Here is a 14,803-nt window from a genome sequence, read left to right as displayed (position 1 = left end):
CATTCCTCCTCGCTTACAGTGTACCTATTCCGGGATCAACTCATAGTATCGGCCATATTTGCGGCCATCCGTAAAGAACAACCGCACATAGTCGTTCTTGCCCACCTCGATGACCGGCAGCGTGCTTCTGCCCGCCGGAAAGTCCCGAAGAAAAGGGTACACCGTCCCATCCTCGATACTTGCCGGATAGCTGTCCTGTTTTTTCACATAGCATAACGCATCCTTAGGAACCTCTACCTCGGCCAGCACCGATATTTGCACCGTTTTATATTTGCGCAGCAAGCTGTTCTTCTGCCGGATCGAATAACGAATTTTCGCTCTTCCGGTGCTAATCTCCACTGTATTCTCCACTCCTGGCTGTCGAATGAGCAGCTTCTCCCCATTCTCCATGACACAGGCATACACGGTATAGAGCACCAGACCAACCTTGTCGATCCGGTCGCGATACCCGCCCGCAGCCTTGTACTCCTCACGGGTATATAGCTTCAGCCCCTCGGTCGAGGCGGTATTTTCGCCCTTCTCGTACGACCCGCGATCAGCAGACCTTTCGTCAATATAGACCGCCTGTATACCATCCGGCCACTGCCAACGGAGCAGGCAATGATCCTCATCCAGCTTGTAGCTCAGCCCTGTGATGAGCGGCAAGCCTTCCTCTGCTTCGATAAAACGCATTGCTATGCCCCCTTACGCCTTAAAATCCTCTGCTGCGCCGATCCCTGGCAGGCTCTGTATACCCGGACGCTGCGTTCGGAACGCCGGATCCTCGGCGGCGAATTCCGCTTCTCACCGCATTCTCCCGCATCGGAATGACGACCGTGAACATCGTCATGACCGCCGCCAGAATAAGACAGGCCAGCAGCCGGGTCATCGCGTCGCCGACGGGCGCGCCATCCAAGCCGAACTCCAGCAGCAGCCCGGCAAGCAGGCCGGATACGGCTCCGCCGATCGTGAAGCTTTTGGCTAAATAGCGGTTATCGAACATAAGACCCAGCGATAAGCCCAGCAACGCCCCAAGTGCAAGGACAAGCACAATTCTCAGGATCATGTAATATGCGCTATGCGCCATCAATCCGGTGCGCTCTGTCACCAGCGTGCGTTCATCCAAATTGTCGTAAATTTGCCGGAAGACAAAAGATAGGTTGGCCGCATCCGCTTCGTCATAATATCGGCCGCCGGTTTGACTCGCGATCTCTTTGAGCAGGGTTGCTCCTTGGGAATTGTTATATCGGCTTAATCCCAGGCCCACTGTATTCACCACGACTCCCCGGCTCCGATAATCGGCCAGCACTGTCGCCGTATTTACGTCGCTGAAGCCATCGGACAGCAGAACCGCCATCGCACCGCTGGAGCTGTTCAGCCCTTTGATCTGCTCCATTCCCGATTCGAGCGCCAACGCGATATCCGTGCCGAAATTCGTTGGCTCAAGCACATCGATGGCGGCGTGTACTTCGTTCTTCACCCCTTGATCGCGAACGCGAACAAAAGGCTGAATCAGTTCAGGCGTATCATTGAACACAATGACGGCTACCTGCTTGCCGCTGTCCATTTGATCCACGAACGCTTTGGCAGCTTCATAACGAAGGTCGTCCGGATCCGTCTCCATCATGCTCCCCGAGTTATCAATAATGAGCACGATATCCTTCACCGTCTTAGCGCGGCCGAAATTCAGCTCATAAATGAATTCGAACGCCGTTCCTGCCAGAAGCAGCATCACAAGTGTAGCCGGAACGAGCAGCTTCCAGGAGGTGCCCATATATCTTTGCCGCCAGGATACGCCGTTCAGCCTCGGTGAGATGATTTCCGCAATCAGACAGAATAAACCGATCGAAAGGGCAAGAATGCCGAAGTAAAGCCCGATTAACAAAATTCCAGGCATTCGGTCGGCCAGCTGCCCTAGCAGCACCTCGCCAATCACGAAACCGACAGCCCCGCCAATAAGGCTGAATAGCACTAACAGCCAGTTTATTTTACGCTGCATATACTTACTTCCTTCCCACTAATATTCTCTTGCGTGCCGAATCCTCCGGCTGAATATTCCCAGCCTGCGGCGGGGCACAGCAAGTCTACGCAGGCGATTAACGCAGCTTGGGCAACAGAGCCCGATCTATTCCGTGAAATTCATAACCGTTCTGCGAATAGGTTTCATAGTACACTTTTCCATTCAAATAATACATCAAGTCCTCGAGGTGAAAACCGCCCATCAAATTAAGCTTCTCCAAACCACTGCTTCGCTGCTCATGGACACAGCCCAGCTTGTAAATCCGCGATGTTTCGTCAGCCTGGAAAATATGCCGCACGAGCTCGCTCGTATAGTCGCCGAACACGTATTTCTCCTCGTAGCGGTGTTCCTGTGTATAGTCGTATAAACGAACCTGGATCGCAGCGTTGTCCTCCAGAATGCGGTACAGCTTCTTGAACAGCTCTTCCTTGGTCAGCACGCTCTTATTGCCGTACTCGACCGTCACATTGGCCCGCTGAAGCAGTTCTTCCTCGAATGTCCGCTTAAACAGCGGCGAGGCTAATATCGTCTGCTTGCATACCTCGATCAGCCGATCCGCCAGCCCTTCCGGGCCATTCTCCATCAGGCGTCTCGAGTCGCCAAGAGCTCCCTCTGCAAAAAACGCATGGCGACCCCGTTTCGCCTCCCACTGCTCCATCAAATCGGCGGTTACCCGTTCGTAGTACTCCATGATATTCTGGCCGATATATTCGTCTGCCGTCTTAATGCTGCCTAGCGCCGTATCGCGCAGCTCCCGCTCCAGCGCTTCGAGCTGTGCAATCTCGGCGCGGTATCGTCCGTGTAAGGCCTGCAACGCGTCCTCCAGCTGCGCAATGAGCTTCAGACGCGTCTCCAGCAGCAGGATGTCCCGCTTGCGGGAATACACGTTGTCGAACAAGTAACGAATCAGGCTGCGCAAATTATGGCGATCCATCAACGGCATGCGCGGAAAGGACTGCTCCTCTACCCGACCCTGGCGAAACTGCTCCAATTCGGCCTTGGCCGAAGCAAACAGCAGTTCCGTCTCTCGGCGGCTATTGCGCAACTGAGCAGCAACGCCCGCATCCTCATCTCCGTCGCCCGTCCAGGCGGCCAAAGCATAGATTTGGACATCCGGCCGCTGTTCTAGTGATCGCGTAACTGACTTATCCAGCCATTCTGCCGCACGGAATTCCTTCAAGTGCCGCGCCGCTTCCTCCTCGAAATTACTGCGGAAGAATGCCTCTCCGCCTCCGCCGAACAGTGTCTCCTCCGCTTCTCGAAGCGAGAGCTTTCGTATAGCTGAATAGCTCACCTCGTTCGTCATCAGGCCGTGCATTTCGCTAAGCCCCTCTGCGGAAGGCAGCATGCCTCCGACCGCCCGATCCAGATCAGCTCCATCTATTCCAAAGAAGCTCCGCTTCTCGGCCACGCTCAGCGGCGGCTCCTGCCTCATCCGCTCCAGCAGGCCGCGGTAAAAATGATAAATTACCGCAAGCGCAATGGATTGATTCGGTCGCTTTACCTTGGATAGTCCCGCCGAGACGAAGCCCTGCCGTCCGGATTCCGTCATGATATTGTTCTTGAATGAAGTATTGTTATAAGCCGGGTTATTGGCGCCCCAGGCCTGCTCCTTCTGCTGTCTGTTCTTCAGCAGGCTGATATGCGAGATAATCTCGTAACAGCTCTGCATACCGTTGAGCGATGCGATTCCCCGCTCATCCCGATCGGACAGCACATAGACCAAGTCGAACAATGGGGACGGGGCGTGAGTAACCGGGATCGAGATGCCGTCCTCCGTCACGTGAAGCGGGGCGCTGAACTCGTAATCCAGCTGCTGCATCAGCTCCAGCTCACGGAGAAAAGCCACACCTAGCGAGCTGCTGTACCCGAATGCTTCCGCTCCCTCCCGTTCGCTGATCAAGGCGTAGAGATCAAGCTGTACCGCCTTGAAGGATTGCCGGAAAATCGCCTCCGCAAGAAGCGTAATTTCCGGCACAAACACATTAAGCGGGTCATCGACCCGCGTAATGATCGAAAGGCGAACCCGGTCAAAGGACGGGTACAGCCTCCCATACTCGGCTAGAGCGCCGCTCGCCTGCCGCAAAACCCGGTTCAACGCCGACAAACCCTCAGCTTCCTCGTAGAACTGCCGGTAAATGTCGCGGCGCACGGCAGGCGCAGCCGAACCCTCCTGCACCGTAACCGGGATGTGGTAGCGCAGAAGACGGGGCGAGTTGGGAGACTTGGTCTGATTCAGACTGGTTCCGTCCGGCAGCCCTGCCGCAGCAGGAGTCTGCCGTCCTTGCTGCCCCTGCTGCGTCCACTGTCCAGCAGGCAGTGCCTCTCCGCGACTAACAGCAGATTCACTCTGCGCGCCAGCGTGAATATAAATTAGCCCCTCGCTATTCTCCCATTTTTTCTCGTTCATCAGCATGACTGGCTCAATGGCCTCTTTGCTCTTGTCGCCTATAAACAAAAACACCGCGGGATAATGAATGCTGCTCTGGTCATCGCCCAGATGCGTGCTCCGCTCCTCTGCCCGGTCATAGGCAGCGGCGAACTGCTCCAGCTTCTGTCTAACCATCATTTCAGCCTTCTGCGAATATCATTCAGCTTCGTGGCAACCTGTTTATAGAACTGGTATATCTCTTCCCCGTTTGCCAGTTCCATCTTCTCGTATTCCAGCGAGTCCCGCCCCTCCTGGAATCGTTCGGCCAGCTCATCCAGCGTCTGCAGCAGCGGCTGGATATCCTCCGTCGCCGTCAGTTCCGCGTCGCGGCGCGATGCCTTGCGCATCAAGGCACTGCGATTCTTCTCATCCAAGCTGCGGAAATGCGTAAACACTTCAAATTCCACATAGTTGCGGCTCTTCATCAGGTTGGCGAACGGCTCCCATGCCTCTTCCTCCGGATCACGGTCATAGACGTAGAGCGCACCTTTTTTCGTAATCGTATCAGTATACAGCGCCTCAATGAACTGCTCCAGCCACTTCTCCTCGTCCTGATGCTGCTCCAGCACCGTATCTAGCTTCGCAGCCATCGCCGCAATCTCGTCGTACTTGGCGATCTCCTGCCGCATACGGGCAATCAAGTCCGGCGTGCGGATCAGATTCTCCTTGGCCAGTTCCTCGTTGATGCTGCCGAAAATGTCTTTGGCACCCTCCTGGGGCAGCCCTTCAGTCAGCAGTCGTCTGAGTTCGACCGCGGCACGCTTCACTTCGCCCAAATTCGGCTTCGGCGCGTCCAGCCGCATGTCATAGGCAGCCAGCGTTCCCTCCAAATCGAACGGCTTCGTAAACACCGCCGAATAGCGGTTACTCGTATTGTGGTCGACGTCTTTTTCCACGATGACCTTCAGTTCAAGCGCTTTGGCAAACTCCTCGCGCACGCGCGCGTTGTAGCCCTGCACCCGGGAGTTGAAGTAGGTGTCGCCCCAGGATTTCTCGGGAATCGGCGATGGCAGATATGTCCAGTTGTTCTTGTCCGTCTGCACCAGATGGCGACCGATGCCTTCCTTATCGAGAATCGTCCGCTCGTAGCTCTCCTCATATACCTTCAGCGGCGTATAGACGAACAACGGCACGCCGTTGCGCGTGTTCAGCCAGAAAATCCGGTTCTTTACTTCACTTTCCTTAACCGTAAAATGCGATTTGCCGACCGCATTGTTCTGATAGTTGCGAATCCCTTTAAGGATGCTCGGCGCCTGCACCGGAACGGATACGAAGCCCCAGGAAGGGAAATGCAGATTGCCCGTGCTGTTCGACAGATGGAACACAGGAACCGCCTCTTCATCCAGTTTGCCGGCAATGAAGCGCTCAACGAATTTCTCGATCGACTCGTCCTGCCCGTATTTAATGACCAGGAAGTCCTCCATCGACTTCGTAATAAGATCACCGAACTTATCGGATAGGAAATCGGAGATCGAGCTGACGATATCGATTTCCTGTTCCTTCACCCATTGATTGGAGTTATTCAGCAGCTCCAAGGAGAAATCGCGGATCAGATCATCGACGTCCTTCTGATCCATAATGCCGCTGACGACCTTGGATATATCCGGCACGCTGACGATATTCCAGTAATATGTCTTGTTGCCTTTATGGTCGACCTGCTCCTCGCCGCTCGTCAGAATGTCCCCGTTCTTGGAGAAAATCGAGCTCAGCGCGTTCAATATTTCCGTAAACACGCTGTAAATTCGGTTGTTCTCCTGATTCAGCAGCTGATACAGATCCTCATAGAATTCGATCATTTGCTCCGTACGCTCGACATCGGCATGGAGCCAGTATTCATGGATTTTCGCTTCAATATAAGCGTTTTTCTTCTTCTCTTTGGAGACGAACGCGCTCTTCGCATCCCCCAGCTTCTCGTGCGCCTGATCCTGCGCCGCCTCAATGTCGCGCGGAATGCGCAGCAGGTTCTCACGCAGCGTCTCGATATAGGATAGCAGCATCTTAAGCAGGCAGAAGCCTTTTTCCGTGTAGATCAAGCGGGACACATAGAACGGCCCTTGCTCCGGATGAAGGAACAGTCGGCGGATTTGCTCGCTGAACTGCTCCAGCACCTCGCCGGGCAGCTGCTTCTTCGCCTTGATGTACTCCTCCCTCGCACGCGCCAGGAAGGTCTGCTCCAGCTCCGTGTCCATGTTCACGACCTGGGACTTGACCACATTCGCGTAGCTCAGCCGCTCGCTGTTCTCGTAGCCGGGCAGCGGTTCGGGAACGCGGGATTCGAACGTCTTGATCATGCTCTCAAGGTCGATGCCCAGCTTGCGGGCAAACTTCTCGACGTCCTCCTGGCTCGGCCCCTGCTGGAACATTTTCTCCATTTTACCGAACAGACGGTACGCCAAATACGTGGTCATTTCCTCAATCGGCAGCACTGCGGAGGATGCTCCGATAATGTTGTATTCATAATTCGCCGGGTACACCTTGTTCATCTGGGCGATATTCGTGCGAATATTGCTAATATAATCGTGGATCGCGAACTCCTCGCCGGACTGCTTCTCCTCGCTCGCCATGAAGTTCGTGATATTCTCGGCGGTCACGTTCATGCAGTAGTCATAGGCGTTCTCCAGCAGCTTGCCTTCAGTATTCGTCGCCGAAATAAGATGGCACAGATTAAACGGCGGCAGCGGAGAGTTGACCGTCAGAATGTTGCCGTACTGCTGCTTGAACCGCTCGCCGCGGCTGTCCACATTCATCCAGTAATCAAGCTCTTTCAACGCCGCATAGCCATTCTTCTTGATATACTCGCGGGTATGCTCGCTCAGGCTCTTGTTGGACAGGTTAATGTCCGGCGTGAACAAATAACCAAGCGTATTCACGCGGTCGATCCCGGCCGAGCCGTGATCACGCTCGATAATGCCGCGTACGATATAGGCGATATCGAGGAAGCAGCCGCTTCCCGTACCGCCGGACAAGCCGGTCAATAGGAACACCATTAGCTTCTTATTCGTTCCTACCGACAGCGTTTTGATTTTCTTGTCGATCGCCTGCACGACCTGATTGATCTTCGTGAACAGCAGCAGCCGTCCGGCTTGACGTACGCCCGCCGCCCCGTTCATGCCGTCGGTAATGCTGAGCTCCGGGGACAGCCAGTCGGTAATATACGGCTCCAAAATGCTCCGGTTCTGCAGCAGCCCTCCGATTTCCGGGTTGGACAGCAGCACGAATTCATTGATCGGGTCGAGCCCAATACCTTTATACCGCTTCGTGCGATCCTGCTCGTTCGTCTCGAACGCCAGAAATTCCACGTTGTCGGGCTTGTCGCGCTTCTTCTTGGACAGCGGATCCTCCGGCAGCTTGAAGCGGCGGTTGATCTGATATTTCAAGCGAAGCAAAGCGTCGATCCCCGTGCCGCCTAGGCCGATGATGAGGATCGGATTATCGATCGTATCAACGCGGATTTTGTCGCTGACGATACCTCCGCCTAGCGATACGTCTAGTTGCTGGATATGCTCTCTGACTATCGGTTTCATATACGTTTCCCCCTCAAATTTATACCAGGTACTCTATGAAAATCGTCTTATCCATATGCTGCAGCGGCAGCGTGACTCTGTCTCCGCTCTTCAGCTCCAGTCCCGCGCTGGCATCTACGACCCGCCCGGATTTCTCAACCGGGGCAGCAGAACCGTTGCGCAGTATGATCCGGTCTCCTTTCGCCGGGGTGAAGACGACCTTCTCCGTCTCCTTCAATTCCGGCGCGAGCTGCAGCAGCTGATGCAAATTGAACTTGCCCTTGAAGGCGTTCAGCTTCTTGTACTGCGGGAAAGACTTCTCGTGCGTATTCTCGTCACGGATTTCGATGACGATTTGCCCGACGAAACCGCGGTTCGCCTTCTTCACGGCCGCCGCGATGAAATAAGCAGCTGCCGCAAGAACGGCTGCGGCTATGGCCGAGATTACGACGGTAAGCCACGGAAACGGCTTCTCCTCTTCATCGGGGGCCGGCGTTGTCGGCTTCGTCGTCGCCGCTCCCCCGGAGGCAGCTTTGGCGCTGATCGTCACCGGCTCGGACTCCCGGTAAAAGCTCCGTTCCTCGGCGCGCACCTTAAGTTCATAATCATGGGCTGAGGAAATTTTGAACGATCCCTCGAATTTATCGCCTGTGTTGTTCAGTTTAATTTCCTCGGTGCTGCCGCTGTCCAAATCATTTACAAGCAGAACTGCGTTCATATTCGCGTACAGCTCATCGCTTTGCAGCTTCTGACCGTTGCTCGTCAGATATGCCCCGACCTGCACCTGATCCCCGGGTTTATATCCCCCGGCTGCAATCGGCTCCATTTCCAGCTCCAAATCGTAGTTGAAAACGAGATTAATGTCGATCTTGTCCTTGGACGCCCCCTTGACCCGCAGCTTCCAGTCGCCCTCGGCCGGACTCAGCAGCTTAATAAGGGAATAGCTCTTCGACTTCGATAGCAGCACTTCATCCGAAGGAATAGCTACCTTGTCCCCAGCCGGGTTCACCAGTTCGGTCTCAACCGGCTGTGCTGACATGATCGAGATATTCGCTTCGAGTACGTTCGCGTTCGGCACGTTGACCGTGACCTCCTGGAAGCTGCCTGTGCCTGTCATACTCTGGATCGGCACGATTTTCAGCTTCAGATGGCTGGCGAATATTTCGCTAAGTATGCGTGGAAGATCATCCGCCGAGCTGGTCGAGAAGGACTTCGCGCCCGTCTGATCCGACAGCTCTTCCAACGGTGCCTTGTTCAGCTTGCCGTCCGCATTCAGGCCGATCGTATAGATGGGAATATCGGCTGCCTTCGCCTCTTCGACCGCCTGGTTCAGCTCCTGATCCGATGCGCTTTGCGTCCGTCCAGAGCTTTTGTTGAAATCGTTGTTGCCGTCCGCAAGCAGGACGATCATCGGCTCGTGATTGGGATCGGAGCCTTTTTGCAGCACCTTTACCGCTTCCTTGACTCCCACGGCGATATCGGTGTACGGCCCCCGATCCAAGCCGTCGATGAAATCCTTTAAATCCTGCTTATCCTCAGGAGATTTGATCTCAAGCAGCGCTTTTTCCCGCTGCACTTTGTCCGTATAGGCGATGATTCCTACCTTGTCCCCCTGTGCAGACAGCATGTCGATGAACATCTTCATCGCTTCATTGCCGACTTTATTCGCGTCGCTCGTCTTCATGGAATTACTCACGTCGACAACGAGCACCGCATCGATCCGGGAGCCGGGCTGGTTCCCCTTCGTTGCCGGCGCCGCTCCATATATGTTGGAGCCCCATGTAGAAATGAGTAACCAAAAGACTATGAAAGCCGTTAATATTCGTATAGACTGCTTATATCCTTGCTGCATAATCGTGCTCCTTTATTTAATTTTCAGATCGTATAAACTGTAGATATGAAAGATAGATTGCAGTATAAGCTCTATTCATTGTAAACAATATTCCTTAAGAAAAGGTTAAGAGGTTGAAAGGATTAACCCTGTTTTTTCGTCAAAATATGCCATATTCATCAATCTCCATATGATATAATTAATACCTTCATAATTCAATTACGAAAGGAACCTGTATATGGTTACATACGGATGCCTAACCCTTTTGTTTCTCTTCGTCATCACGAAGTCCATTCTATATTACAGGCGCAGAAACCATATTGTCGCTCCCCAGGAGCTAGACGCACAATTACTGCAGCTAATTAACCATGAAAAGAGAGAGCCATGAATAAGAAAATAAGGATTACACTGCGCCCTCCAATAAAAACGAATTATGCTTATGAAAAGTTAAGATGCTGTAAAAATTGCCACAACTATACTGTGCTCGGAGAAGACATTTGCACGATCTGCCGCAAGTCCGGCCTTCGCCCGGTGGCGGAGCTTGCCAGTCGTGCAGCAAAGCGCTCCCTGATCAATGATTTGCTGCTCACCCTGCTGCTTACGCTGATCGCCATCCTGTTCAGTCAAACTTTTCAGCTTATGGCGATTTCAGCTGTTTCCGGAATCGTCCTCATGGCCGTGCTTTATGTCGCTCAGCGCAAAGCGCTTATAAGCCGGACATCCATCGAGCTTGGCAAAATGTTTATCCGCGACCGGGAACGCATCACAGAAGGCCTTGTGCGCAATCTCGAAATCGCCGCCGCCCAAGACAATGAAGCCCGCTCGTATGAATTAATGCGGGAAATCGCTGTCCTTATTCGCAACGACCATATCCGTAAGCTGCAAATCATTCTTCTGCAGTCGATCATGCTGCGCAAGGATATGGAGTTGGAGCTGGAGCCGCTGCTGCTGGAGAACTTCGATCCCGAGCTGGCTGCCTACATCGGCGAGCTTACTAAAATCAAGCGCGAGCTCATTAAAGACCGAACCTTCCAATATGTTATTAAATACGAGCAGCAGATAAGGGCGATGAAGGACGGGGAAGACATTCTCGCCGGAGTAGCTGGAGCAGCGGTAAGAATGAAACGCTACGTGCTGGCCTACGCCTCATTCATCGCCCGTTACGCCCGTAAGCTGCCTAAAGATCGCTTCCTCCGGTTGTATCGGATCGTTATGGAGAATCCGGGTTCGAATTGGGGTGCGCTAAAAGCGGAGACAGCACGAATTTATGAGGAGAAATATCAATGGGATGCCGATTTTCAACAAATAAAACCGAGGTCTAATATACATGACGTTTAAAAAATGGTTAACCCTGCACCATCTACTCATTTTACTATGTTTATTGATGATTCCGCTGCTTATTTACAAAGGAATAGGAATTTCCCAGAAGCTTCATGCAATTAAAAATGCAGAAGCTTTGTATGAAGAGAAAAATCTGATCGACGCGGAGAGCTTATATCAGAAAGCGCAGAACAACAAAACGATTCGCTACAAGGAAGAGCTTATCGCCTCCCGGTTGGATGAGCTTTCTCCGATTACCGCTATAAAGCATAGTCTGTCCAGCATTGCTGAGGAAGCGTCCGAGGCTGCCCGAAAGAGCAATTTCGAGCGTCTGATGAGCGCTTATGCCGACCTTCAACAGGTTCGTAGCAGATATATGACACCCGAAGGGGCTTACAGCGAGTACTATAAGCAAATCTCTGAACATTACGGCATTTCGCAGAGCTTCACGAATTATTTCAAAAAATTCCGTACGGCCCTGTTGGAGCAGCCAAAGCATAACTTAGCCGATGGCAATTATGAGGACGAATCGTTTAAGTGGCAGCTCCTGCGCATTCCTGCCCATTTTTTCGGGACGGAGCAAGAATGGCTTGATGAGCTGAATGCCGCATTCAAGCAATATGATGAAGCCAAGCTGGAGCGGATCATTGCCAGCGGTTATGTCGAGGCTATGCTGCAGAACGCTGCTTCTATGCTGGGCGAATACAAAAAGCATGAGCACGACGCGCCTTGGATTACCGCGAAGACCGAATCTCTCATGGAATCCTTGCTCAAAAAAGACTGGGATAACGAAGATTATGCCGCATTTGCCCTGCATTCGCGTCAATTCGAAACGTTCGCAAGCTCTGCGAGTCCACGCTCCAAGGTGCTGACCTATGCCAAGGACGGGATCGTCAAGCTGCTCCGCTCTGCTAAAAAAAGCGAGAGAAACGGAAATTACCAAGAAGCCATCGACCTTTATACGGCAATTGGGAACTATCAGGATACGAAGGCGGACATTCGTGCCACTGAGCTGGCATGGACAGCTGCCGAGCCTGTAAGGCTTCTCCCTGTCCCTGACAATGGCGAAAGCTATCAGCATGTCGCGGGCGGCGTGAAAAAATTTGGTTCTAACGTTTACGTCGCCGCAACCGATGCGAGCAACCAGTTGTTTTTTGGACGTTTGAACAGCGAGGAGAGCGTGCAAATCTTATCGAATCGCGACTTAGCCACCCATGCGCAAATCCGCAGCCTGCGCATTGACCCGGTTCTAAGCACCTCAAGCACCCCGGTGGTGGTGGTCGAAGCGGATTCAGCTGCGCGAGATACGCTGTATGCTGCTTTTGAAGTGCTGGAGGATCGTATCCAGCTGATGTTTTCGATCGAAGCCGACGATTTGATCGTTCAGTATGACGACACGCTGCATGTCGTTAACCCGCACGGTGAAGGCGAGGGCGAAACGGCTATCTATGTCCGTTACGGCGATAACTTTGAATTTACCGGTGTCAAACAGAGTTACGTGGATATTGCCGCCGACAGCGTTAGCCAATATCCAGACACACTTGTCCGCTTCACCTGCACTATCACTTCTCCGGGGACCGGCGAAACGCTCGCGTTCGGCGTGAACAAATATTTGTTGCTCCAAGGCGACTTCACCTTCTACGAGGGAGAGGCAACGATTACCGGGCGCTTCGCGGACCACAAGGAGCTATACGCGGAAGCTCCAGCCAGGGATTATGGCGAGGATCAATTTACAAGCTCGCCTGATGAAACTATCATCACACCTGAGCCTTCCGCCCAAATCATCTACGTCCCCGTCGTCAAAGTGGAGTCTATAAAGCAATAATTCGCGGCTAGAGACTGGGCAGGCATGTTCGTACTTTTATAAAGTACTTTTAATGAGCACTCTTATAAAGTACTCTTAATGTAGTTCTATAGGGTTGCTCTGTAGGGTTGCTCTATAGGTTTGCTCTGCAGCGTTGTTCTATAGCATTGTTCTATACGTACTTCTATAGCATTGAACTTAGATGGATTTCTGCAACTAGAATAAAAAGTGGACAGTCCTTAAGTGAACCTAGATAATAATTCTTAAGGGAGAGATGTCCGGATGGAACGTAATAGTTACAGTGAAGAGTTTAAGAAGCAGACAGTGAAGTATATTTTAGAGCAAAGTAAGTCCATGCCGCAGTTGGCCGAAGAACTCGGTATATCTGCCGGTGTGTTGCACAACTGGAAAGCACTTTACCGCGATGAAATCCAGCTGGAATCTTTAGTCACACCGGAGAGAGTGCGTCAACTCGAACAACAACTGCGTAATAAGGAACTGGAGAATCAAGAGAAGGAGCGGGAAAATCAAGATCTCCAGGAAGAACTCGCTATATTAAAAAAGGCGCTGCACATCTTCAGCAAAGAAAGGAATTGAGATTCCAATTCATTGAAGAACATCGCTCCGAGTTTTCGGTGGAGAAGATGTGCAAGGTTTTACAAGTGTCTCGGAGTGGCTTCTACAAGTGGCAAAAGGCATTGCCTAGCGAGCAGAAACTTCGAAAGGCGAAGGTTCTGGAGAGAGTCAAGTATCATTTTCATGACTCCGGGGAACGCTACGGCAGTCCTAAGATTACCCGAATGCTGTGGAAAGAGCGTATCCAGGTCGCGGAGCGCACAGTTAGCATCTACATGAAAGAACTGGGGTTGCGTTCTTGTGTCTCCCGTAAATTTAAGGTGCAGACGACCGATTCCAATCATGACTCACCCATTGCTCCCAATGAGTTGAACCAGAACTTTGCCGTATCTGAACCGAACAAAGTGTGGGTTGCAGATATTACCTACATCCCCTGCCGAGAAGGACGGCTGTACTTGGCTAGTCTGATGGATCTGTGCACACGCGAGATCGTGGGTTGGCGGCTTTACGGCCGGATGACAACAGAACTTGTCTTAGATGCTCTAGAAGCCGCATATGATGCGAAAAAACCAGGTAAGGGATTGCTTCACCATTCCGATCGCGGTTCACAGTACGCATCGAAGGAATACCGTGACAAGTTGGAATCGTATTCCATGAAGGTTAGCATGAGTCGTAAAGGGAATTGCTATGATAACGCTTGTATCGAGTCATTTCACAGCATCTTGAAAAAAGAACTCATCTACAGAACGAAGTTCAAGACCAAACAACAGGCTTACGAGACCATTTACAGGTACATTGAATTTTTCTACAACCGCAAACGAATCCACAGTTCAATCGGCTATTTGTCGCCGGTTCAATTTGCTGCGCAATTCAAGAAGGAGACGGCGTAAACTTTCACTTAATAGGTGTCCACTTTCTTGACAGAAGTCCATTCATGTATCTATTTTTGCTTGTAAAGGCACTTTCGCAGAATTAGCTGCATTTCGTGTATTTAAAGTATTACCTTTTACCTTAATAGCCTGTTAACCTTGTTTTAACTACAAGCAATCCAGCTAACTGTGCATTTATCCGTACAATGGGGCTTTTAAATACAACGAATACAACTGATGTGTGCATCTATCCTATATATTGCATCTTTTAATGCAGCAATAACAGATAGTGCTTGTATAACCGTGTACAGCCACATAAAATCCTCATCCTTCGATAATTTAATTCTTCCGAGTATAGGAAAAGGCTCTAGATCATTCTAAACGAACGATTTAGAGCCTTATTTTAAGCTTTATACATCCCTCTATGGGAACCCATACTTACTAAAAATGCATTCTTGGTTGCAGCCCGC

General features: G+C 51.8%; 7 protein-coding genes and 1 pseudogene. 3 read left to right on the top strand and 5 right to left on the bottom strand.

What is annotated here, in order from left to right:
* Positions 1-24: 24 nt before the first annotated feature.
* The 5 genes from CZ379_RS02905 to CZ379_RS02885 all read right to left on the bottom strand — a co-directional run bounded on the left by CZ379_RS02905 (position 25) and on the right by CZ379_RS02885 (position 9,785).
* Positions 25-672 carry a beta-mannanase gene (locus CZ379_RS02905; protein ID WP_110930235.1) on the bottom strand — a complete coding sequence of 216 codons (648 nt, stop codon included), beginning with the start codon at positions 670-672 and terminating at the stop codon, positions 25-27.
* A 19-nt stretch (positions 673-691) separates the two neighbouring features.
* Positions 692-1,978: a vWA domain-containing protein gene (locus CZ379_RS02900; protein ID WP_110930234.1), complete on the bottom strand. Its 1,287-nt coding sequence runs from the start codon at positions 1,976-1,978 to the stop codon at positions 692-694.
* Between the two features lie 97 nt (positions 1,979-2,075).
* On the bottom strand, positions 2,076-4,565 hold the full coding sequence (locus CZ379_RS02895; RefSeq protein WP_110930233.1) for a transcription initiation factor TFIID: 2,490 nt from the start codon (positions 4,563-4,565) through the stop codon (positions 2,076-2,078).
* Positions 4,565-7,954 (bottom strand): tubulin-like doman-containing protein, encoded by a 3,390-nt coding sequence (locus tag CZ379_RS02890; protein ID WP_110930232.1) that lies wholly within the window; start codon positions 7,952-7,954, stop codon positions 4,565-4,567. Before CZ379_RS02890 ends, CZ379_RS02895 begins: the two co-directional genes overlap by 1 nt.
* A gap of 19 nt (positions 7,955-7,973) precedes the next feature.
* Positions 7,974-9,785 (bottom strand): vWA domain-containing protein, encoded by a 1,812-nt coding sequence (locus CZ379_RS02885; protein WP_110930231.1) that lies wholly within the window; start codon positions 9,783-9,785, stop codon positions 7,974-7,976.
* 363 nt (positions 9,786-10,148) lie between these two features.
* On the opposite strand from CZ379_RS02885, the gene CZ379_RS02880 reads away from it, so the two are divergent.
* From CZ379_RS02880 to CZ379_RS02870, 3 genes and pseudogenes are all read left to right on the top strand, one after another.
* Positions 10,149-11,102 carry a hypothetical protein gene (locus CZ379_RS02880; RefSeq protein WP_234404786.1) on the top strand — a complete coding sequence of 318 codons (954 nt, stop codon included), beginning with the start codon at positions 10,149-10,151 and terminating at the stop codon, positions 11,100-11,102.
* Entirely contained in the window at positions 11,092-12,909 is a 1,818-nt protein-coding gene (locus CZ379_RS02875) for a hypothetical protein (RefSeq protein ID WP_110930230.1), read from the top strand. Before CZ379_RS02880 ends, CZ379_RS02875 begins: the two co-directional genes overlap by 11 nt.
* A 261-nt stretch (positions 12,910-13,170) precedes the next feature.
* Positions 13,171-14,354 (top strand): annotated as a pseudogene (locus CZ379_RS02870) (IS3 family transposase).
* Positions 14,355-14,803 lie beyond the last annotated feature (449 nt).

The organism is Paenibacillus bouchesdurhonensis (genome assembly GCF_900155685.1).
Classification (GTDB): Bacteria; Bacillota; Bacilli; order Paenibacillales; family Paenibacillaceae; genus Fontibacillus; species Fontibacillus bouchesdurhonensis.
Note: the sequence above shows the minus strand (reverse complement) of the source record. Positions and strands in the feature narration are given on the sequence as shown.